The organism is Amycolatopsis sp. NPDC059021, from assembly GCF_042739895.1.
Lineage (GTDB): Bacteria > Actinomycetota > Actinomycetes > Mycobacteriales > Pseudonocardiaceae > Amycolatopsis.
This window is the reverse complement of record NZ_JBHYIQ010000035.1, coordinates 24,611-46,662: the sequence shown is the minus strand read 5'-3', so window position 1 is coordinate 46,662 and position 22,052 is coordinate 24,611. Positions and strand designations below refer to the sequence as shown.

The 22,052-nt window shown below is 70.5% G+C and carries 17 protein-coding genes and 1 pseudogene; 13 read left to right on the top strand and 5 right to left on the bottom strand.

What is annotated here, in order from left to right; all coding sequences use genetic code 11:
• Positions 1-377 precede the first annotated feature (377 nt).
• Positions 378-1,034 (bottom strand): annotated as a pseudogene (locus tag ACFWX1_RS21525) (DUF2637 domain-containing protein).
• Positions 1,035-1,827: 793 nt separating this feature from the next.
• The gene (locus tag ACFWX1_RS21520) at positions 1,828-2,628 is read right to left on the bottom strand and encodes an SDR family NAD(P)-dependent oxidoreductase (RefSeq protein WP_378389878.1); all 801 of its coding nucleotides are present in this window, start codon (positions 2,626-2,628) and stop codon (positions 1,828-1,830) included.
• 77 nt (positions 2,629-2,705) lie between these two features.
• Between ACFWX1_RS21520 and ACFWX1_RS21515 the strand changes: the two genes are divergently transcribed.
• Together ACFWX1_RS21515 and ACFWX1_RS21510 are read left to right on the top strand one after the other, a co-directional pair.
• The gene (locus ACFWX1_RS21515; RefSeq protein WP_378389876.1) at positions 2,706-3,311 is read left to right on the top strand and encodes a TetR/AcrR family transcriptional regulator; all 606 of its coding nucleotides are present in this window, start codon (positions 2,706-2,708) and stop codon (positions 3,309-3,311) included.
• A 100-nt stretch (positions 3,312-3,411) separates the two neighbouring features.
• Entirely contained in the window at positions 3,412-4,575 is a 1,164-nt protein-coding gene (locus ACFWX1_RS21510; protein ID WP_378389874.1) for an acyl-CoA dehydrogenase family protein, read from the top strand.
• Positions 4,576-4,608: 33 nt separating this feature from the next.
• Here ACFWX1_RS21510 and ACFWX1_RS21505 read toward each other — a convergent pair whose 3' ends face one another.
• Complete coding sequence (locus ACFWX1_RS21505) at positions 4,609-6,066, bottom strand: aldehyde dehydrogenase (protein ID WP_378389872.1); 1,458 nt, start codon at positions 6,064-6,066, stop codon at positions 4,609-4,611.
• Between the two features lie 102 nt (positions 6,067-6,168).
• Entirely contained in the window at positions 6,169-6,900 is a 732-nt protein-coding gene (locus ACFWX1_RS21500; RefSeq protein ID WP_378389870.1) for an SDR family oxidoreductase, read from the bottom strand.
• 84 nt (positions 6,901-6,984) lie between these two features.
• Here ACFWX1_RS21500 and ACFWX1_RS21495 point away from each other — a divergent pair, with 84 nt between their 5' ends.
• Positions 6,985-7,545 (top strand): TetR/AcrR family transcriptional regulator, encoded by a 561-nt coding sequence (locus ACFWX1_RS21495; RefSeq protein WP_378389868.1) that lies wholly within the window; start codon positions 6,985-6,987, stop codon positions 7,543-7,545.
• A gap of 89 nt (positions 7,546-7,634) precedes the next feature.
• Here ACFWX1_RS21495 and ACFWX1_RS21490 read toward each other — a convergent pair whose 3' ends face one another.
• Positions 7,635-8,408 (bottom strand): BTAD domain-containing putative transcriptional regulator, encoded by a 774-nt coding sequence (locus tag ACFWX1_RS21490; protein WP_378389866.1) that lies wholly within the window; start codon positions 8,406-8,408, stop codon positions 7,635-7,637.
• Between the two features lie 341 nt (positions 8,409-8,749).
• Between ACFWX1_RS21490 and ACFWX1_RS21485 the strand changes: the two genes are divergently transcribed.
• From ACFWX1_RS21485 to ACFWX1_RS21440, 10 genes are all read left to right on the top strand, one after another.
• Positions 8,750-11,281: a BTAD domain-containing putative transcriptional regulator gene (locus ACFWX1_RS21485; RefSeq protein ID WP_378389864.1), complete on the top strand. Its 2,532-nt coding sequence runs from the start codon at positions 8,750-8,752 to the stop codon at positions 11,279-11,281.
• A gap of 78 nt (positions 11,282-11,359) precedes the next feature.
• Positions 11,360-12,139 carry an alpha/beta fold hydrolase gene (locus tag ACFWX1_RS21480; RefSeq protein WP_378389862.1) on the top strand — a complete coding sequence of 260 codons (780 nt, stop codon included), beginning with the start codon at positions 11,360-11,362 and terminating at the stop codon, positions 12,137-12,139.
• A gap of 168 nt (positions 12,140-12,307) precedes the next feature.
• A complete protein-coding gene (locus tag ACFWX1_RS21475; protein WP_378325245.1) occupies positions 12,308-12,472 on the top strand; it encodes a hypothetical protein in 165 nt (54 codons plus the stop codon).
• Complete coding sequence (locus ACFWX1_RS21470) at positions 12,459-12,776, top strand: WXG100 family type VII secretion target (RefSeq protein ID WP_378389860.1); 318 nt, start codon at positions 12,459-12,461, stop codon at positions 12,774-12,776. Before ACFWX1_RS21475 ends, ACFWX1_RS21470 begins: the two co-directional genes overlap by 14 nt.
• A gap of 19 nt (positions 12,777-12,795) precedes the next feature.
• Complete coding sequence (locus ACFWX1_RS21465; protein WP_378325248.1) at positions 12,796-13,077, top strand: WXG100 family type VII secretion target; 282 nt, start codon at positions 12,796-12,798, stop codon at positions 13,075-13,077.
• A gap of 84 nt (positions 13,078-13,161) precedes the next feature.
• Positions 13,162-13,755: a hypothetical protein gene (locus ACFWX1_RS21460; RefSeq protein ID WP_378389858.1), complete on the top strand. Its 594-nt coding sequence runs from the start codon at positions 13,162-13,164 to the stop codon at positions 13,753-13,755.
• Between the two features lie 32 nt (positions 13,756-13,787).
• On the top strand, positions 13,788-16,442 hold the full coding sequence (locus ACFWX1_RS21455; protein ID WP_378389856.1) for a hypothetical protein: 2,655 nt from the start codon (positions 13,788-13,790) through the stop codon (positions 16,440-16,442).
• Positions 16,443-16,453: 11 nt separating this feature from the next.
• On the top strand, positions 16,454-20,434 hold the full coding sequence (gene eccCa, locus ACFWX1_RS21450) for a type VII secretion protein EccCa (protein WP_378389854.1): 3,981 nt from the start codon (positions 16,454-16,456) through the stop codon (positions 20,432-20,434).
• A 25-nt stretch (positions 20,435-20,459) separates the two neighbouring features.
• Positions 20,460-21,851, top strand: a complete 1,392-nt coding sequence (gene eccD / locus ACFWX1_RS21445; RefSeq protein ID WP_378389852.1) for a type VII secretion integral membrane protein EccD — start codon at positions 20,460-20,462, stop codon at positions 21,849-21,851.
• 2 nt (positions 21,852-21,853) lie between these two features.
• Entirely contained in the window at positions 21,854-22,045 is a 192-nt protein-coding gene (locus tag ACFWX1_RS21440) for a type VII secretion protein EccB (RefSeq protein WP_378325254.1), read from the top strand.
• The last annotated feature ends 7 nt before the right edge of the window (positions 22,046-22,052 follow it).

The following is a 22,052-nucleotide window of genomic DNA, read 5'->3' as shown; positions in this document are numbered from 1 at the left end:
GTCAGTGCGCACAGCCGGGCGAGTTCGGACCAACCCCGCTCGCGCGGGGACGACTGATGACGCGTGCCGCCGGGGCGACCGCCGCGGGGACCAACCCCGCTCGCGCGGGGACGACACCCTCGTGCCGCTCACGGCGCACGACTGCGTGGGACCAACCCCGCTCGCGCGGGGACGACACTTGTTGACCTGGAGGTTTAGGAGCCGTAACGGTGTTTTCCATTCACTTTTCATCGGTCCTGCTGGCGGTGGGTGTTGATCTATCCGCGGTGCTGTGGGCTGCAGATATCTGGATGAGGGTGTGCTGGCCTGGGAATCTACCTGGCAGCACTGCCGTACGGAGTCAGCGCGGAGTTGCGGATGCTCGAAGCAGGTGCGGTTCAGTTGCTGCCCGAGGTGGCTGCGTATGGATCTTCGTCGGGGGTGAGTCGCCCGTCGGCTCGCCATTTGCGGAGGACGCGGCGGCCGTAGTTGTGCGTTCCGGCGACGCGGTCGAGTTCGGCGCCGGTGGGTGTCCGGCCGTGGAGACGTTGGGCCTTGTAATGGGTCCACATGCGTTCTTCAGCGGTCAGCCCGGCAGCAGCTTCAGTTGTCTTGGCCGGGATGACGGTGAGACGGACGCCGTTGGGTGTTTCGAGTCCGGTCTCGTGGCAAAGGAGGACGGCATTGGGTGGCTTCGCGGTTCGGTGGCGTTTGAGGGCTCGGTTGAGGAGCTCGACCGCGAGGAGCAGGGCAAGGGGCGGGCAGGCGGCGACCGCGATAGAGAGCACGTTCAGGTTCGGTGCGGCGCCGATGTTGGCGCAGAGGGACAGGGAGATGCCGAAGAGGAAGGCGAGCCAGGCGGCCCATCGGCTGCCTCCGCCGTGGTGGGGCTTCCACAGTTCGACGGTGGCGGTGGTGAGCAGGCCGTAAACGATGAGGGGCTAGATCGCTGCGGTGTCTTTGTCGGCGCCGAAGTGGAGGGCGAATTCGCGGCCGTGGCGGTAGGAGGCGTAGGCGGCGCCGAGGGCGACGAGTGCGGTGCAAGCGCATTGCACCCAGAGGGCACGGTCGCGCCGGAATCGGCCGGTCGACGTACCGCTGTCCTGGTCGGGTGACTCCGGCGAAGTTGGGCTGGGTAGGTGAGCGACCGGTGTGTTCGAGAGTGGACTGCGGTGATCTGCCCCAGCGTTCGGGAACGGGTGTTCGTTGTGCTGGCTGCGGGCGGAGGTGGCGGTCGACTGCGCGTGGTTCATCGGGCTGCACCGCCTCGGCGGCGACGTCGGGCGACCTCCAACGTCGCGGAGATCCGCAGCTCACGGCGGGTTCGACTACGCGTAGATGCTGCGCGAATCCCATCGGGGGTACGAACCCACGCTGTTAGCCAAAAGGTGGCTGGCAGCTGTGAAGTTTGGCGATCGCATTTTTTGGAGCAGCGGGATGCCGTTGGCGACGATCGGCTTTGCGTCGCCGAGGTTCGGTGCCAAGCGGACGCAGGAGACCCGTCGGCGAGACTTGCTCCGAGACAGGGCGGGGCAAGTCTCGGAGTTCTCGATGGTGGTCTCGCTCTATGAGCAAGAATTTTCACCTCCCGAGGTGAATCAAACGAGGCAAGTGGTGTGCATGTCTTCGGGGTAGACCGTCGGGACGACCGAAATGCTGGCTGTGGCCTGGTCGATTGTCCACAAGCACAGATATCCGGGCGCACCAATAGTCCTGCGACCATCCACATCGGACACCGCCGACGTCGAGGCGGCTCGCGGGCTCGGGTGCGTGCAGGTTCTCGCCACCCATGTCGGCGGTGTTGTTGCACAGGAACATCCGTGTGTTCTTCGCGGGGCCGCCGGGGCGTCAGAACGCGCCGCGGACGGTGCCGCCGTCGACGCGGATCGTCGCGCCGCTGATGTACTCGGCGTGCGGGCCGCACAGGTAGGCGACCGCCCCGGCGATCTCCTCGGGCCTGCCGTAGCGGCTCCTGTCGTTGGGCACGATCTCGCGGACGGAGTTGTACTCGATCTCTTCCCAGGTCTGCCCCCAGCCGCGCTCCGGTGACAGCGCGGTCAGGAAGTCCTGGACCGCGGGAACGAGGATCGCGCCGGGCGCGACGATGTTGGAGGTCACGTGCGTACCGGCCAGGTCGCGGGCCAGGGATACCGCCAGATTGTGCCGGGCGGCCAGTGACGCGTTGTAGTGCGGATGGCTGTCGAACGGCTGCGTTCCCAGCCCACCTCCGATGGTGACGATCCGTCCGTAGTCGCGTTGGCGCATGGCGGGGACGAGCCGCTGGATCATCCGTACGCCGGAGACGACGTTGACGTTGTAGGTGTGCAGCCAAATATCAGAGGTGGTCTCGCCCCAGTTCAGGTGTTCGTAGGCGCCGGCGTTGTTGACCAGGATGTCGACGACGCCGCCGGCAAGCGCCTGCTCGGCGGTCCGGTCCGCCCCGGTGTCGGTGCCGAGATCGCCCACCGCGACGGCCGCCTTGCCGCCGTTTTCGATGATCGAGCCGGCGACCGCCTGCGCGCGTTGGGCGCTACGGCCGTGGATCACGACTTCGGCACCCTCGGCGGCGAGCAGCCGAGCGGTGGCTTCACCGAGCCCGGCCGTCGAACCGGTGATCAGGGCGCGACGACCCGTGAGTTGTAAGTCCATGGGAAACTCTCCGATCTGGGCGATGTCTACACTTGTATACTACTCACAGTTAAGTCGCCGCTTGTATACTTTTCGGTATGAGCCGCCCCACACCCCGCCCCCGCAACGCCGCCGCGACGCGACAGGCCATCCTCGACTCGGCCGTCACGGCGTTCACCCGCCACGGATACGACGGTGTCGGTCTCCGCGAGATCGCGGCCGCGGCCGGCGTGACGGCGATCCTGGTCAACCGTTACTTCGGCTCCAAAGAAGCCTTGTTCACCGAGGTCGTCGCAGTCTCCTTCGCCCAACCCACGATGATCCCGGGGGAACCGGGAGACACGACCGACCTGGCCGTCCAGATCGCCCGCGCTCTCGTCGCCCGCACCGCCGCGGACGCCGACCATCTGGGCCCGTTCGAGCTGATGCTCAAGTCGGCGGCCAACCCGAAAGCCGCGGAGATCATGCGCGCCGGCATCCGCGAAAACGTCGGCGCGCGGTTCACCGGCGCTCTGCACGGCGCTCATGCCGGGCAACGTGCCGAGCTGGGGCTGGCCTTGCTGGCGGGTACCTGGCTGATGCGCCGGATCATCGGCACCCCCGCACTGCGTGAAGCCGATCCCGAACAGCTGACGAATCAGATCGTCCGCGTCCTCGCCACGATCGTCGAGCCACACACCGACCCGGGAGCCGTGCCCGGCTGACCCAGCGTCGGCGCCACTGGTACCGCGCAAGCAGAGAGCAGCAGGTCGTCGCGCCGACGACGTCGATCGCGTGTATGCACCGTGGCGGCACGCTGGATTCATGTCCGACACCACTTCCGGGGAATCCCGGGCACTTGCCCTGCCGAACCTGCTGCGGAGCGCGATCGAGGCCGCGCGGGACGAAGCCGACAAGCTCGGCCGCCTGCCGGGTCACCTGGTCGCCGAACTGCGCGATGCGGGTGCCTTCAGCCTGTTCACCCCTGCCGAGTACGGCGGGCTGGAGGTTTCGCTCACCACCGCGCTGACCGTCTACGAGCGGTTCGGCCGGATCGACACCTCGGCCGCCTGGGTGGTGTGGAACGCCAACTTCGGCTTCACCGCGGCGATGCTCGGCGAGGCGGGCGCGGCGAAGGTCTGGGCCGGCAGCCCGGAGCCGGTGCTGGCGAACGCGGGCCAGCCGGGCGCCGCCGTTGCGGTGGACGGCGGGTACCGGCTCTCCGGGCATTGGCGCATCGTCAGCGGGATCGAAGCGGCCGAGTGGTTCGTCCCGCTCGGCGTCGTGATGGACGGCGAGCAGCCCGCGACGACCGAGGCGGGCGGACCGGACGTACGGCTGTTCCACGTTCGCCAGGACCAGCTGAAGATCGAGCACACCTGGAACGTCAGCGGCCTGCGCGCGACCGGCAGTCACGGGGTGGTGATCGAGGACGCGTTCGTCCCGGCCGAGCTGACCGCGAGGATCGACACCCCGCTGCGCCTGGACCGGCCCCCATACCGGCTCAACCCCATCCTCCTGGTCTTCGCCGGCTGCACCGCCGTCGCGCTGGGCACGGTCGAGCAGGCCATCGACGAACTGGTCGCGCTCGCGCCCGGCAAGACGACCCCGTTCGGTGGTCTGCTCGCCGAGCAGCCCCACGTCCAGGAATCATTGGCCCGCCAGGAAACCGCGGTACGGGCCGCGCGGCTGTTCCTGTTCGACGTGGCCCGGCGGATCGACGAGACCGCCGAGCGCGCCGAGCCGTCCACCCCCGCCCTCCATGCCGATCTGCACTCGGCCATGGCCCACGCGGCCGTCGTCGGCAGGGAGGCTCTGGTCGCGATGTACCAGCTGGGAAGTTCCACCTCGCTCTACCGGGGCAACGCTCTCGAGCGGCTGTACCGCGACGGGATGGTGGCACTGCAGCACGTCAACCAGGCCCCGGAATTCTTCGGCGGTTCGGGACGGGTGCGGCTCGGCCTGGAACCCGGTTTGCCGTTGTTCTGACGGCACCGCGCCGGGGCGTCCAGGGGGTGGTCGTCAGCGTGCTCGCCCGGGAACGGTGATGGTCTGGTACTCGGTGTAGGTGCCGAGCCCGACCGCGCCGTACTCCCGGCCGAGACCACTGGCCTTGAAACCGCCGAACGGGCCGTCGAACCCGATGGGGGCGCCGTTGATCGTGACGGTGCCTGTGCGTACGCGGCGCGCGATTTCCAGCGCGTGCGCGGGGTCGGCCGACCACACGCCGCCGGACAGGCCGTACTCGGAGTCGTTGGCGATGCGGACCGCGTCGTCTTCGTCGTCGTAGGCGATGACGACCAGGACCGGGCCGAAGATCTCCTCCTTGGCGATCCGCATCGAGTTGTCCACGTCGGCGAACAGCGTCGGCGTGACGTAGAAACCGCTTTCCAGTCCCGCCGGCACTTCCGGACCTCCGGTGACGAGCCGAGCGCCTTCGGAAACGCCGATCCGGATGTAGTCGAGTACGCGCTGCTGCTGATCGCGGCGGACCATCGGGCCGATGAAGGTCGACTCGCCGGCCGGGTCGCCGACGCCCAGGGACTCGACGAGTTCCTTGAGGCCGGCGACGATCTCGTCGTAGCGGCCGCGCGGTGCGAGGATGCGGGTCTGCGCGATGCACGATTCGGCGTTGTTGAGCAGGGAACCGAACTTGACGCCCTGGATCGCGGCGTCGATGTCGGCGTCGGGCAGGATGATCATGGCCGACTTGCCGCCCAGTTCCAGGCTGACCCGCTTGAGCTGCTCCCCGGCCAGCGACGCGATGCGGCGGCCGGCACGGGTCGAACCGGTGAAGGCGATCTTGTCCACGTCCGCGTGCTTGACCAGGTGCTCGCTGGTCTCGCGGTCGGCGGGCAGCACGCTGATCACGCCCTCGGGCAGACCGGCCTCCGCCAGCAGCCGGGCGAGCAGGTTCATGCTGAGCGTGTTCTCGGGCGAGACCTTGAGGACGACCGTGTTGCCGGTCAGCAGCGCGGGCAGGATCTTCGCCATGGCCGACGAGAACGGTGAGTTCCACGGGATGATCGCGGCCACGACGCCGACCGCCGCGCGGCGCACGATCGAGCGGAACGGCGCGCCCGGATCGGACGGCTGAAGAGTCTCCTCCCAGGCGAACTCCTCGGCCGCCTTCAGGTAGGCGTTCGCCTGACGGGTCAGGCCGGGCTGGCCCGCCTTGGTGAACCACAGGGCCGAACCGTTTTCGGCCGAGATGAGGGCCGCGATCTCCTCGGCGTGCTCCTCGCGGAGCTTGACGAGCCTGCGGATGACCGCGATCCGTTCCGCGGGCGAGGTACGAGGCCACGGCCCTTCGTCGAAGGCCTTTCGGGCGGCGGCGACGGCGCGGTCGACGTCGGCGGGCTGCGCCTGCGCGGCGCGGCCCAGCACCGACTGGTCGTGCGGGGACCGGATGTCCATCAGCTCCGCGCTGCTCGGCGTGGCCCACTCGCCGCCGATGAAGAGTTGCTCGTAGGTGATCACTGAGGCCTCCTTCAGGCTGTTCTGTCTCACAAATGTAGCAGTTTTAATGAGGTAGTGACACAGATGTGAGGCAGAAGACGGAGAGTGTGGCCGGACGGTCGTTCACCAGGGCAGGGGGCCCTCGTCGTTGTGGAAGCGGCCCGTCCCGTTGCCTTCGGTTGCCCAGTAGACGGACGCGCGGGCGCCTTCATCGACGGTGCGGACACCGGCGAAACCGTTGAGGTCCGTCGCGGTGTAGCCCGGTGTGACCGAGTTGACCTGAATATGAGCCAGCGCGGGATCGTCGAGGAAGGCGTTGGCGTACTTGACGGTGAGCATGTTCACCGCCGCCTTCGCCGCGGAGTACACAAAGGACTCGTGCGAGCGGGCGAACATCGAGCCGGGCTCCGTGGTTTTGCTGAACATCGCCGAATCGCTGGCGACGTTGACGACCCGGGCCGCGGGGGACTTCCGCAGCAGCGGGAGCATCGCGTGGGTCACGCGGATGAGGCCGAACACGTTGGTCTCGAACTCGGGGCGCGCGTCCTCGCCGGTGACGTCGGTGGCGGGCTTGCGGATCAGCATGCCGGCGTTGTTGACCAGGACGTCCAGGCGGCCGTACTCGCGGTCGATGTGCGCCGCCGCGGCCTGGACGGAGCTGTCATCGGTGACGTCCAGGCGTACCGGGTGGACGATGATCCCGGACCCGGCCAGTTTTCCGGCCGCCTGGGCGCCCTTTTCCGGGTCACGGCTGCCGAGGAGCACGGTGTGGCCCAGTTCCGCCAGCCGGCGTGCGGTGGCCAGTCCGAGGCCCTTGTTGGCGCCGGTGACCAGGGTGATCTTGGTGGGGGACATGTGCCTGCCTCGCAAAAGAAGAAGTGAAAGTACCCCTACACTTTAAGCGTAGGTAGACTACGGTTGTCAACCCGAGGAGGTGTCATGGAGGTTTCCCTGCCCACGCGCCGTCCGAAGCGGACGGACGCGCGACGCAACTTCGACGCGCTGGTGGCGGCGGCCCGGGAAGCGTTCGCGGACAACGGATCGCAGGTGTCCCTGGAGGACATCGCGCGGCGGTCCGGCGTGAGTATCGCCACGCTGTACCGCAATTTCCCGACGCGGGAGGACCTCGTCGAGGAGGTTCACCGGGAGGAGGTCGAAAAGCTCTGCCGGGCGGCGTCCGGGCTCGACGACCTCGACCCGTGGGACGCGTTGGTGACTTGGCTGCACCACTTCACCGACTACATCGGCACGAAGCTCGTCTTCGCCGACGCGCTCAACCGCACCACGGGCGGCTTCCAGGCCTGCCGCAAGGCGATGCGGGACGCGGGTCGCCCGCTGGTGGAACGAGCCCAGCGGGCGGGTGCCGCGAATCCGGACATGACGATCGACGATGTGCTGCGGCTGGTCGCGGGCATCAGCACCATCGAGTACGTCGACGATGTCCAGCGCGGGCGCGTCTTCGCCCTGGTGCTCGCGGGTATGCGCGCCCCGGGGCGCTAGCCCCGCCGAGCGCGCGGCGGGTCACCGCGGTGTCCACTGTGGATGGACGGTCGACGAGTGCCCCGGGGCGGGCGACGCCGCCGCGCGGATCAGACCAGGGAAGCGCGGGCCGCGCTGATCCGCGCGTGCATGCGCCGCAGGCCGGGGCCGGGCTCCAGCCCCAGGTCGTCGTCGAGCAACCGGGCGATCCGCCGATAGGCCGACAACGCGTCGTCTTGGCGGCCTTCACTGTCCAGTGCCCAGATCAGCAGCTCCCACAACCGCTCGCGGTAGGGCTCGCGTGCCGTGGCCAAGGTCAGTTCGGCGATCGTGTCCGCGCAGTGGCCCTGGCCGATGTCCAGTGCCCAGAGTTCCTCCATCGCCGACGCCCGCAGCTGCTCCAGCCAGGTGCGGCGGCCCTCGAAGAACGGGCCGCCCAGACCGCCGAGCGCGGGCCCTCGCCAGAGCGCGAGCGCCCCGCGCAGCAGCCGCGAGGCCTCGGTGTCCTGGCCGCGGGCGCGGGCCTCGCGCGCCTCGGCCGTGGCCTGGCGGAACATCGTCACGTCGACCGCGGCGGGATCGACGAGCAGCTGGTAGCCGCGGCCGGCGGACCGGATCTCCGCCTCCGTGCCCCGCCCGGCTGCGCCTGCTTCGGCCAGTAGCCGGCGCAGCCGCGAAATGTACGTGCGCGTGGTGACGATCGCGCTGCGCGGCGCCTCGGCGCCCCACAACCCGCCCACGATCTCGTCGAGCGTGAGCTGCCGCCCCTCGCTGAGCAGCAGGAGAGCGAGCACCCCGCGCTGCTGCGGGGATCCTGCGTCCAGCTCCTGACCGTCGTGCCAGATCCTGATGGGGCCCAGCACCCCGAAACTCACCCCGGCCATGATGGTTTCCCCGCCCTTTCGCGATGCGCGAGATTGTGAAGTCGAGCCGCGGCGACGCCGACCGGCCCTGTCACCACTGTGACAGAAGCACCGGGACGGCTTCGCGGGAACCCGCCGCATCGCGTTTCGTGGACAGGACGTCTACAGGTTGTCTACACCACTGCCCTAGGAATGGTGCGCTGACGGGAAAGTGTGACGGACGAGAGGTACGCGGTGGGCAAGGACGTCGTCACCGCAAGGGGTTGCGGGACACCGTCGGCCGTCCTGACGATGGGGCGACGTACAGGCACAGCGTCAGGTGACGCTCGCGAGGGCCGTTCCGGCAGGCCTACTTTCCGGGTATGCGGAGCCAGGCAGTCGTGATTGGACGGCAACACGCGGATTCGGCTCAGTGCCGGTTCACCATTCTCGGACCGCCCGGGCTCAGCCGCGGTGACGCGGAGCTGGATCTGGGCGCGCCGCAACAGCAGGCGGTGCTGATGCTGCTTCTCGTGCGCAGCGGGACTTTCGTCCGGATCGGCGAGCTCATCGACGGCCTGTGGGGCGATCGGGCCCCGGCGACCGGTGAGGCCGTCATCCGGACCTACATCTCGCGGATCCGCCGGGTGTTCTCCGAGCACGGCCTGGGTTCGGCGATCCGCTCGCAGTCCGGTGGCTACATGCTCGACCCGTCGTTGTTCGTGCTGGACGCGGCCGAGTTCACGCGGCTGGTCGAGACGGCGCGGCAGGAACGCGTGGGCGGTGCCGTGCCGGATGCGGCCGCGCACCTGCGCGAGGCGCTCGGCCTGTGGACGGGCACCGCGCTGGCCGGAGTGCCGGGCGAGGCGGCCGAGCGGGAACGCTCCCGCCTGGAGCGGCTGAAGCTGACCGCCGTGCAGGAACTGCTGCAGTTGCGTCTGGAGATGGGCGAGCACGCCGAGGTGGTGGCCGAGGTGCCGCTGCTCATCCAGCTGAACCGGCTGGAGGAGCCGCTGTACGAGATCTACCTGCTGGCGCTCTACCGCAGCGGCCGTCGCGCCGAGGCGCTGGAGGTCTACCGGATGGTCTACGACCTGTTCGGCAAGGAGCTGGGCGTCAGCCCTGGCCCGCAGCTGCGGGCCATTCACGAGAAGATTCTGCGGGCCGACACCGACGCCGAGGACGAGTTCGTGCCCGCCCCGCGCCCCCGGGTGACCACGCCGCCTGCCGGGGAGCCACCGGGCGAGCCGGCCGGCGCGGCACTGGACCGCAACGTCGGTTCCCGGTTCGTCGGGCGGGACGCCGAGCGCGCGGCGTTCGCCGCCATGCTCGAACGCGGTCGCGGCGAAGGCCTCGAGGTGTTCTTCGTGTGCGGTCACGCGGGCATCGGCAAGTCGACCCTGCTGCGCCGGTACAGCGACGACGCCGTGGCCGCGGGCCGAACGGTGTGGCATCTGCATGACCTCACGACCGCGGAGCTGCGGGAACGTCTCGAACAACTCGCCAAAGGACTCGCGGGGACCTCCGCCGGCCCGGTCGTCCTCGTCGACTCCTTCGAGCGGCACGTCGAACTCGAGCCGTGGTTGCGCGACACCTACCTCCGCACGCTTCCCGCCGATTCGATCGTCGTCGTGGCGGGCCGGGCCGGGCCCAGCGTCGCGTGGATCACCGACCCGGCGTGGTCCGGCGCGATCGTGGCGCGGCAGCTGGAAGCCCTCAGCGCGGCGGAGTCGGCGGCGCTGGTCGAGGCGCGTGGTGCCGACGCCGGGTTCGCTCCGTCCATTGTGGATTTCGCGGCGGGTAACCCGCTCGTGCTGTCGCTGGCCGCCGAGGTCGGCCGGAGCATGTCGCACACCGGGCAGCCGTCACGGCGCGAGGCCGTGCGGTTCGTGGTCGACGCCGTGCTGGACACTCTGCTCGACGACGTTCCGTCGCCGCGGCATCGGTGGGCACTGCACGTGTGCGCGCACGCCCGCTACACCACCGAAGACCTCCTGCGGGTGGCGGTGCCGGAGGGCGACGCCGCGGAATTGTTCGACTGGCTGCGGGTGCAGCCCTACGTCGAGACGCCGGGGCACGGACTGGACATCAACGGGGTGCTGCGGGAAGCGCTGGAGGCCCACCTGCGGTGGCGGGACCCGGTCGGCTACGAGCGGATGCACCGGCGGATCCGGCACTACGTGATGAACACGCTGCTGCGCGACGCGACCGAGCCGAGGGCCGGCGCGGCGGTCATGCGGACCATCAGCCATCTGCGGCGCCGGGGCGGGGTGACCGGCCGCTACGTGTCGGCCACCGGTGACCCGGACGTGCGGGCCGCCCGCGTCACCCCGGCGGACCACGACGAGCTCGTCGCACTGGCGCGCGAGACCTACGGCGAGTTCACCGCGTCGTCGGTCCGGTTCTGGCTGCACCGGCAGCCCGCCGCGTTCTACGTCCTGCGCTGCGCCGACAGCAACCGGTTGCGCGCCTTCATGAGCTGGCTGACCGTGCGCGAGCCCGCGCGGGAGGAGCTGGACGCCGATCCCGTCATCGCCGATATCTGGCACGACGTCGGACAGCGGGAACTGCCGCCCGGCACGCATTTCGCCGTCGCGCGGCACCTGATCTGCCCCGCCTTCGAGACCAAGCCGAACCCGATCACCGACGTCTTCCTGGCCCGGATGGTGCGAGGCTGGGTCCACGAGCCGGGCCTGGCGGCCTCCTACCTGGTGCTCGCGAACCGGCAGTTGTGGGCGCCGCTGATGGACTACCTGGATCACTACGAGCTGAGCTGCTCCGGGTCGACCTACCCGTACGCCATCTTCGGACACGACTGGATCTCCGAGCCGCCGTCGCGGTGGCAGGACCAGCACCTGGAGAACGAGTTGTGGGCGCCGCGGCGGCCGGACCTGTTCCTCCGCGAGGGCCGCTGAATCCGTTCGGGCAAGGAGGACGAACCAGGTGTCCTCAATGGACAGTTTACCTGTGTGTGGAAGGAAAAGAGGTGACCGATGCGATTCGGTGAACTGGAGGGGGACGTCGCGGGCGCCGGCGACGACTGTCCGCCCGTGGTCCTGCTGCACGGACTGACGTTCGACCGCGGCATGTGGGCACCGCTGCGGCGCGCGCTGCCCGGCCGCCGGGTGCTGACGCTCGACCTGCCCGGCCACGGCGCGTCGCCCCGGCGCGGTTCCTACGACATGTCCGAGGTGGCCGAAGCGGTGCACGGTGCGATCACCGCAGCCGGGGTGCGCGAGCCGGTGCTGGTGGGGCACTCGATCGGGGCCGTGGTGGCCACGGTGTACGCGGCGAACCACCCGGTGCGCGCGGTGCTGGACATCGACCAGCCACTGCTCGCGGGTCCCTTCGGCGAGTTGCTCCGCTCGGTCGAAACCGTGCTGCGAGGGCCGGATCACCCCAGCGTGTGGAACAAGCTCCTGGCCGGAATGGGCGTCGAAGAGCTCGCCCCGGAAGCGCGTGCGCTGCTGCGGTCGTCACCGCGTCAGGATCTTCTTCTCGGCTACTGGCGGGAAATCCTCGAAGTCCCCGCGGCGGAGCTGCGCGAAGCCCGGACCCGTCAGCTGGCCGCGCTGCATCGGGCCGGAAGCGCTTTCCATCACCTGAGCAGGATGCCGGTGAATCCCGCCTATGCCGGCTGGCTCACGTCGGTCCTGCCGGACGCCGGGTTCACGGTTCTGCCGGGCAGCGGGCATTTCCCGCACATCGGGCAGCCGGACGCGGTGGCGGGAATCGTGGTTGCACTGTCCGAAAAGGACGATGAGATTGTCTGAAAAGGACCTTTTTCGCCGGATGTCGACAACGTGCATACGTGGCCGCGTCCGGCCCGCGCGGACGGCGATGCTTCGTCTAGGTCCTGTCTGCGCCTGCTCTGGAAGAGTGAACTCGAACCAGAAGTCGCCCGCAGTACTTCGGAAGCGGCACGTCCCGGGAACTGGACCATGTTGACGCAGCACACCGGCGTTTCGCCGGAAACCAGCTCGAACCACGAGGTGCGGTCCGTCCCGATCGCGCCCGTCGACGAATGGGGACTCTTCGACCCCGGCATCGCCGAGGACGGCGGGGACCAACCACGACCAGAGGAGGTAGACGATGGCAGACGTTGATGCCGGGCAGATCCAGGCTTTCTGCGGCAGGGACATCGGCGCGGCCGAGAACACGATCAAGGCCGAGCTGACGCGGATCGAAGGCGCGCTGAACGACCTGGCGGCGAAGTGGGGCGGCGAGGCCGCGCACGCGTTCCGCGCCGCGATGGACGGTTTCTTCCAGGACACCAGGACGATCACCAACGCGCTCACCGAGCTGCAGGGCAAGCTCAGGGCCAGCGCGGCGAACTACACCAAATCCGAAAACGCGGCCCGCGAGGCCGCGGTGGCGCTGCCGGGCGGCGGCGGCCTGTCGGGTATCTGAGGAGAGTGAGGGAAGAACCATGCAGTACTCCTACGACCCGTCCGTCATGGCCGAGGTGACCAGCGCCTTCCAGACCGCGGCGAACAACATCAACTCCGGCCTGGAGACGCTGCGGGGTGCCGGCGACCGGCTGCTCAACGACTGGACCGAGAGCGCCGCCGACGCCTGGCACACCGCCCAGGCCAAATGGGGGCAGAGCGCCCAGGACATGCCCAAGCAGGCGAGTCACGCCGGCGTCACGCTCGAACACATCCGCGAAACCTACGTCCACGCGAACAACTACGCCCAGGGACAGTTCTGAGGCGGAGCGCTTCCGCGGGGCCGGGCGCCGTGTATCGCGCCGGCCGGCCCCGCGTCCCATCGAGTCCAGAAAGGACGGTGCGTCATGTCCTGGGGTCACGCTGACGGCGGGGACACCACCGGCGGGGACAAGTCCGCCACCGGCAAGCCGCCGGAGCGGCAGACCGAAAGCGACGTCAACAAGGAGTACCAGGACTGGGCGTCGCACAACACGACCATCCCGGACAAGAACTCCTTCGGCACGTTCACCCCCGGGCTGAACCCGGGTGATTCGGTCAAGGCGCCTCCGGTGCCGGGTGGCGGCGAAACCCCCGGCAAGGGGGTGACGACGGTGAACACCAAGGCGATGAAGAATCTGGCGCAGCATCTGGACGAACTGCTGCCGCCGTTGAAGTCCACTCAGGAGCGGATCGCGGGGGTCAAGCTGCGCCCCGGCGGGTTCCAGACCGCGGTGAACCTGTCCAAGAGCGTGGACAACATCAAGGACGCCACCGGCGCGACCCTGCGCAGTGTGGTGGAGGTCGTCGCGGAGACCTCCGACGCGCTCAAGCGGATCGCGCTCAAGTACGAATCCGCCGAAGAGGCCAACAAGATGACCGGCGACGACTTCGGCAAGTACTTCTCGCAGACGAGCGGCTGGGTCAACGCCATGGGCGGCGGCTCCGGGGCGAAGAGCTGACTTTTCACAGGTAACGGGGGAATGACGAGGCGATGGCCGACGATCCGGAGAACAGCAACGGGTTCACCAAGGACGGCACGGGTGTCTACGCGAAGCCGGACGCCCTGCCGTCCTCGGGCACGGATTTCCAGGGGTGGACCTGGAAACAGATCGAGGCGGCGATAGTCGGCGGCGCGGCGATCGCGCCCGGGTCCGACGGGATGAACCGGGCGAAGGAGATTTCCGACCCGCAGTCGCTGTACGACGCGTCCGTCGCGTTCTACGCCGCCCAGAAGAACCTGACGCAGATGGCGGACATCATCGACAAGCAGGCGGCGGCGCTGACCGGCGAGCACGGGTCGTGGAAGGGCCCGGCGGCCGAGCAGTTCGGCGTGATGATGAAGAAGTTCTCGGCGTTCATCTCCTCGCGTGCGAACCAGCTGTCCGGTGGCAAGGCCGGAACCGGCGTGGCACAGCAGCTCTACCAGAACAGCCTGTACCTGGAGTGGGCGCAGAACACGATCCGGCAGATCGACTCGTACTACGCGACGATGGTGCACACCCGCGACGGTGCCACCGGGCAGGCGCACATCGCGAACTACCCCGACCTGGTCACCAAGATGACCGAGGACATGGCGAAGGTCGGCAAGCAGCTCGCCGATGACTACCGCCTCACCGTCGACCAGGCAATCACGCCGGACACGTCGTCCTTCGACAAAAGCACCAAGGACGACTTCGACAAGTCCAAGATCCCCCCGCCGGACACCGGTGGTCTCGACAACCCGCCGGACCTGTCCGGTGGTGGCCCGGACATGAAGGACTTCTCGGCCACTCCGCCGCCGGGCGGCGGGGACGTGCCGTCCTTCGGCGGCACGAACGCTCCCGGTGACCTGGGTGGGGATGTGCCGTCGTTCGGGGGCACGAACGCGCCGGGCGGTCTCGGCGGGGACGTGCCCTCCTTCGGGGGGACCAACGCGCCGGGCGGCCTGGGCGGGGATGTGCCGTCCTTCGGGGGGACCAACGCGCCGGGCGGTCTCGGCGGGGATGTGCCGTCGTTCGGGGGCGCGAACGCGCCCGGCGGCCTGGGTGGGGATGTGCCGTCGTTCGGCAACACGGCCGCGAACATTCCGCCGATCTCGCCGTTCCCCGGCAGCCTCACCGGTCCCGGCTCGGGCAGCGGCTCGCGCCGGTCCGCGGGCGGCCCCGGCGGCTTCGGTGTCGGCGACGGGCCCGAGGTGGGTGCCGCCAACGGTCTCGGCGATCCCACCAAGGCCTCGTTCCCGGGTGACCTGTCGGCCCCGGCGCCCGGTACGAACTTCGCGGCCGGGAAGCCGGAGAAGCTCGGTGGTCTCAACGGCCTCCCGCTCGGCGGGGGTACCGGAGCCGGTGGCGCGCCCCAGCCGGGTTCGCCGTTCGGCCGTTCGGACGCCGCGGGCCTGATCGAGGACGAGTCCGAGCCCTGGACAGGTGTCGGCGCGCCGGAGGGTCTCGGCGAGCCGACGGTGGGCGACACGCCCGCCACCGCTCCGGCCGAGTGGTCGTCGGCGGGAGGAACGCCGGGGTTCCCCGGGAGTGGGATGCCGATGGGCGGTGGTGGCGCGGGCACTCCGCCGGGCGAGCGTCCTGGCCGTTCGGACGCGGCGGGCCTGATCGAGGACGAGTCCGAGCCCTGGGCGGGTGTCGACGTGCCGGCGGATCTGGGTGAACCCGTCGCCGGTGAGACTCCCGCGACGACTCCGGCCGAGTGGTCTTCGGCCGGGGGAGTGCCGGCGTTCCCCGGTGGAATGCCGGTGGGTGGCGCGGCCGCTTCGCCGGATGAGCGTCCTGGCCGTTCGGACGCGGCGGGCCTGATCGAGGACGAGTCCGAGCCTTGGACGGGTGCCGCCCTGCCGGCGGACGGCGGTACGCCGACGGTGCTGTCCGAGACGGCGCCGGTCGAGCCCGCCTCGTGGGCCGAGGTCCCCGGCGGTGTACCGCCGGGCGGCGTGACTCCGCCCGGCGAGCGCGCCACGGCTCGCTCCGGTGCGGCCGGTCCCGTCGACGGCGAGTTCTGGACGGATACCGGGGCCGCGCACGACGGCCCGGCCGAGCCTGGCACCCCGTCGGTGGCGCCCCGGCACTGGGCGCCGGAGGATTTCCCCGCGGTTTCGGCGGTTTCGGCCATGACGCCCTTCGGCCGGATGATCGACGGGACGGATCCGCCGGGATCCTTCGCCGCGGCCACGGAACAGCCGGACCTCACCGGTGCCACGGCCGCCGGCTTCGCTGTCGCGGCGGCCGGGTTCGCCGCGAACGTGCCCCGGGATCCGGGCCGCCCCGGACCGTCCGTCCCCGCCGCACCGGAAGCACGCCGCGACGGCGACCGGGTTCCCGTGGTCGATCCGCCGTCGGACACGGAGGACAGCTCGTCCTGGGACATCGGCGTCGCGGCGCTGCTCCCGCTCGCCGGAGGCACCGGCCGTTCCGCGAAGCGCGAGGCGTCCGGGGAAGAACCGGCGCCGGTGGCCTATCAGCGCCGCACCGACCTGCCACCGGTCGGGGACGACCGCTTCGGCCCGATGTGTTCGGGTGCCGACCCGGATCCGGTTCCGGAGGAGGACGACGCCGACGACGAGGACCAGGAGGAGCGGTCCATGGCCGACCTGCTCAGCCAGGACGACAGCGCGTGGGGCCGCGGCGGCCCCCGGTCGTCCGGGGTCCTGGAGTAACGAGGAGCGCAGTGAGCACCTACATCGTCAAACGCGGCCCCCGCGCGCAGGGCCCGGAGATGCCCGAAGGCGAGGTGGAACTGCAGGAACCGCCCGTGCTGGAGGAACAGGCACCGGGGGACCTGCACTCCATGCTCACCGTGCTGCCGATGGGACTCGGCGCGATGGTCATGATCCTGACCTTCGCCGGTGTCGGCGGCGGTTCGCCGGTGATCTACCTCCTCGGCGGCGGCATGGGCATCTCGATGCTCCTGATGAGCCTGGGCCAGGTCGGCAGGCAGGCGAGCGAGCGCAGGCGCAAGATGCGCGCCGAACGCCGCGACTACCTGCGCTACATCGCCCAGCTGCGCCGTCGCGCACGGTCCACAGCGGACGATCAGCGTCGCGCGGTGCTGTGGAACAACCCGGCGCCGGGCTCGCTGTGGTCGCTCGTGCTCGGCCCGCGTGTGTGGGAGCGCCGCGCCGGGCACGACGACTTCGCGCGCGTCCGTATCGGGCTGGGCAGCCAGCCGGCGGCACTGGAACTGGTGCCGCCGTCGACCAAACCGGTCGAGGACCTGGAGCCGCTGTCGGCGATTTCGTTGCGCCGCTTCGGCAACGCCTACCAGTCGGTGTCCGGTATCCCGACCGCGGTGGGGCTGCGCAGCTTCACCAGCGTCGAGTTCGCCGGGGCGGCCGAGCCCGCGGTGGGCCTGGTCCGGGCGATGCTCGCGCAGCTGGTCGCGTTCCACTCGCCGGACGAGCTGCGCGTCGCGGTGCTCACCACCGAGGAGTATGTGTCCACATGGGACTGGGTGAAGTGGTTGCCGCACAACCAGCACCCGACCGCACGGGGCGGCGCCGGGCCGACCCCGATGCTGGCGTGCGACCACGGTGAGCTGTTCGACCTGCTCGGCCCGGACGTCGACGACCGCCCCGACCACGACAAGTCGGCGGCGCCGAGCGCGAGCGAACCGTTCCTGGTGATCGTGGCGCACCTCGCCCCGATCCCGGAGTCCTCGCGGCTGCTGGGGGCCGGCCTGCGCAACGTCGTGCTGCTCGACGTCACCGGCCTGCTCCCCGGCGGGCCGAAGGTCCTGCGGCTCACCTGCGCCGAGGACCGGGTGGAGTTCCCGTCGGGTGAGGGCACCGGTTCCGCGCTGCGTGACGACCTGGGGATCGCCGAAAGCGAAGCACTGGCCCGGCGGCTGGCGCCGCAACGCACCAGCGGCACCGTGGAGATCTCCGACCGCCCACTCGAGAGCGACTTCGGCCTCACCGCGTTGCTGGGCATCCGCGACGCGCACACCTTCGACGTCGACGGCCAGTGGCGGCCCCGCTCCGCACAGCGCGCCCGGCTGTCCGTGCCCATCGGGGTCACCGAGGACGGCGAGGTCGTCGAGCTCGACCTCAAGGAGTCGGCACAGGGCGGCATGGGCCCGCACGGCCTGCTCATCGGCGCCACCGGTTCCGGCAAGAGCGAGCTGCTGCGCACCCTCGTGCTCGGCCTGGCCGCGACCCACTCCTCGGAGATCCTGAACCTCGTCCTCGTCGACTTCAAGGGCGGCGCCACGTTCCTCGGCATGGACCGGCTGCCGCACACCTCCGCGGTGATCACCAACCTTGCCGACGAACTGCCGCTGGTCGACCGGATGCAGGACTCGCTCACCGGCGAGATGACCCGGCGGCAGGAACTGCTGCGCGAAAGCGGCCATCCGTCGCTGTTCGAGTACGAGAAGGCCCGCCTGGCGGGTGAGCAGCTGGCGCCGCTGCCGTCGCTGCTGCTCGTGGTCGACGAGTTCAGCGAACTGCTCGCGAGCAAGCCCGAGTTCATGGACCTGTTCGTCTCCGTCGGGCGCCTTGGCCGCAGTCTCGGCGTGCACCTGCTGCTCGCGTCGCAGCGTCTGGACGAGGGCCGCATCCACCGCGTGGAAGGCCACCTGTCCTACCGGATCGCGTTGCGCACGTTTTCCTCCATGGAGTCCCGCAGTGTCATCGGCGTCGGCAGCGCTTACGAACTGCCGTCCGAACCCGGCAACGGGTTCCTCAAGATCGACACCACGAACCTGGTGCGGTTCAAGGCCGCCTACGTCTCCGGCGCGGTGCCTGCCCCGGCGCAGGAACCGGGCAGCGTGGCCGAGCGGGTCCGCGTCAGCCGTGAGGTCGTGCCGTTCTACACCCAGCCGCACCCGCGCGCCGAGTACCTGCTCGACCGTCCCGAGGCGGTGCCGGCGGAGCCTGCCGAACCGGAGCCCGCGCAGCAGAACGGCCCGAGCCTGGCGGACGTGTTCGTCGAGCGCCTCGCCGGCGCCGGCCCGGCGGCCCGGCAGGTGTGGCTCCCGCCGCTGGCCGAGCCGCCCAGCCTGGATTCGCTGCTGCCCAGTGTGCTGCCCGATCCGGCGCGCGGCATGAGCGTGCAGGACCCGGCCGCGCGGAGCCGTCTGCGGGTGCCGCTGGGCTTCGTCGACCGGCCGGTCGAGCAGGCCCGCGAACTGCTCGTCGCCGACCTCTCCGGCGCGGACGGGCACGTCGCGGTGGTCGGCGGGCCACAGACCGGCAAGTCGACCATGCTGCGCACCCTCGTCCTCGCGCTCGCGCTCACGCACACCCCGGACGAGGTCCAGTTCTACGGTCTCGACTTCGGCGGCGGCGGGATCATGGCGATCGCGGGCCTGCCGCACGTCGGCTCGGTCGCCACCCGCCTCGACCACGACCGCGTGGTGCGCACGGTCGCCGAACTGCTGCAGATCATGGAACACCGGGAGACCGTGTTCGCCGAGCGGGGCGTCGAGTCGATCGCCGCCTACCGCGCGCTGCGTCGCGCCGGGCAGGTGACGGATCCGCACGGCGACGTCTTCCTGGTGATCGACGGGTGGTTCAGCCTCAAGAACGACTACGGCGACCTGGAGGACAAGATCCTCGAACTGGCCTCGCGCGGGCTCACGTTCGGGGTGCACGTCGTGGTCGCCTCGACGCGCTGGTCGGAGATCCGGCCCCGGCTGCGCGATCTGCTGGGCACCCGCTTCGAACTGCACCTCGGCGACGCGATGGAGTCCGAGATCGGCTCCCGCAAGGCCGCGAAGGTGCCGAACATCCCCGGTCGCGGCCTCACCCCGGAGGGCCTGCACTTCCAGACCGGGCTGCCGCGCATGGACGGCAGTTCGGCCACCGGCGACCTCGCCGACGCGACGCGCGCGGTCGCGGAGGAGGCCCGCACGTTCTGGCGGGGCAAGCCCGCCCCGCCGGTCCGGCTGCTGCCCGCCCACCTGCCCTCGACCGCGCTGCCGCCGCCCGACGGCGACGTGCGCGTCCCGCTGGGCCTGGACGAACAGCGGCTCATGCCGGTGTGGCACGACTTCGGCGTCACCCCGCACCTGCTGGTGTTCGGGGACAACGAGACCGGCAAGACGAACCTGCTGCGGCTGGCCGTCCGGTCGGTGCTGGGCCACTACGGGCCGGACGGCGCCAAATTCGTCATCGGCGACCCCACGCGTGGCCTCGACGAGGTGGTGCCGGAGGCCTGCCGGGTCGGCTACGCGATCACCACGGAATCGCTGCAGGAGCTGGCCGAGCAGACCGCGATCTCGATGGGACGGCGGGTGCCGGACCAGAGCATCACCGCCGACCGGCTCCCGAAGCGGGACTGGTGGCAGGGCCCGCAGCTGTTCTTCGTCGTCGACGACGCCCAGCTGCTGACCGGCGGTTACGGCGGCTCGCCGCTGGATCCGGTGCTGCCGTTCGTCGCCCAGGGTGTCCACATCGGATTCCACCTGATCATCGCGCGCAGCACCTCCGGGGCGATGCGGGCGATGTCGGACTCGGTGATCCGGCGGGTGTGGGAGATGGGCAACCCGGGCGTGGTGTTCTCCTACCCCAAGGACGAGGGCAAGTTCCTCGGCGAGGCGGTGCCGCGCAAGCTGCCCACCGGCCGCGCCCAGCTCGTCACCCGCCGCGGTGTGCGGCTGATCCAGACCGCCGCCGTCGACAGCGCACTGGTCGGCGGACGGCGATGACCCCGCGATTCCGGAAAGGACAGTCATGAGCAGCGTGCGGGAGGCCGAGCTCTGCCGCGTCAGCGTGTTCGGCCCCAAGGGGCGGGCGGATCTCGCCGTACCGCTCGGGACGACGGTGGCCAGCCTGCTGCCGGTGTTGCTGGCGCGTGCCGGGGATGCCGCGTCCGGCGAAGCGGCCCGCTGGGTGCTGCAGCGGCTCGGCGAAGCACCGATGGATCCCGCCGGGACCCCGGAGTCGCTCGAGTGGCGCGACGGGGACGAGCTGCACCTGCGGCTTGCCGAGGACGCGTTGCCGGAACTGGATTTCGACGACGTGGCCGACGGTCTGGCCACCACCGTCGCGCGGCATCCCGGCCGGTGGCGCCCGGAGTTCGACCGCTGGTTGTTCCTCGGGTTCTCGATCGCCGCGCTCGTCGTGCCGGCGGTGGTCCTGCTCCTGCCGGGCGCGCCGGTGCTCGCGATCGCCGGCGCCGGGGGTGCCGCGGTGCTGCTGCTGGTGGCGGCGGTGCTCGCGGGCGGCCGCACCGAGGACGGCGCGCTCACCGCGTTGTGCGCACTGGGCGGGTGCGGGTTCGCCGCGCTCGCCGGGGCGCTGGCACCGGCCGGGGTGACCGCGGCGCTGGACCTGCGGGCGCTGCCGATCCTGATCGGGTCGCTCACCCTGGCGGGCGCGGGCGCCGTCCTGCTCGTCGCCAGGGCGGTCTGGGCGACGGGGATCCCGTTCGTGGCGTCCGGGACGGTCGTCGCGACCGGCCTGGCGGGCGCGCTCGCGCAAGGGCTGCATCTGGGGCTCGGCTGGGCGCCCGCGCGTACGGCCGGGCTGCTGGCGACGGTCCTGCTCGCGGTGCTGATCTTCGCGCCGCGCATCGCGGTCCGCTTCGCCCGCATCCGCGGGCCGCAGCTCCCGCGCACCGCCGACGAATTGCAGCACGACATCGACCCGGTGCCCGCGGCGGAGATGGCGGAGAAGGCCCGCTACGCCGACGGGTACCTGACGATCGCGACGCTCGCCTCGTCGATGTTCTTCGGCTGCTCGTTCCCGTTCCTGGTCATCGACGGGGTGTTCGGCGCGGTCACCGCCACGGTGCTCGCGATCGCCGTCGTGCTGCGGTCGAAGGCGTTTCTCGGCTCGTGGCAGCGCGTGCCGCTCGCCGTGTCGGGTGCGGCCGGGCTGGCGATCGTCGTCGTGGCGGTGGCGGCGGGCTGGACCGGTACCACACGGCTGATCGCGGTGCTGGTGCTCGCGGTGGTGTTCGCGGTGCTCGTCGCCGCGATGACGCGCCTGCCGCCACGCCGGCCGCTGCCGATCTGGGGGCACCTGGCGAACTGGCTGGAGACGCTGAGCGCGGTCGCGATGATCCCGTTGGTGCTGCAGCTGTTCGGGGTCTACGCCTGGGCGCTGGGACTGGCGAGGTAGCGGTGCAGACACAAAAGGACCACGTCGACGCGTACGCGTTCTTGATCGCGCGGATGAGCGCGGCTCTGGTGACCGCGGACGACGCGTTCCGCGAGGAGCCCGCGCGCCGCGCGTGGAAGGGCCTGCTGATCGGTGCCGCGCTCGCGGTGCTCGGCGGGCTCGGGTTCTTCGTGTTCGGGCTGTTCGTCAAGTGAACGGGGA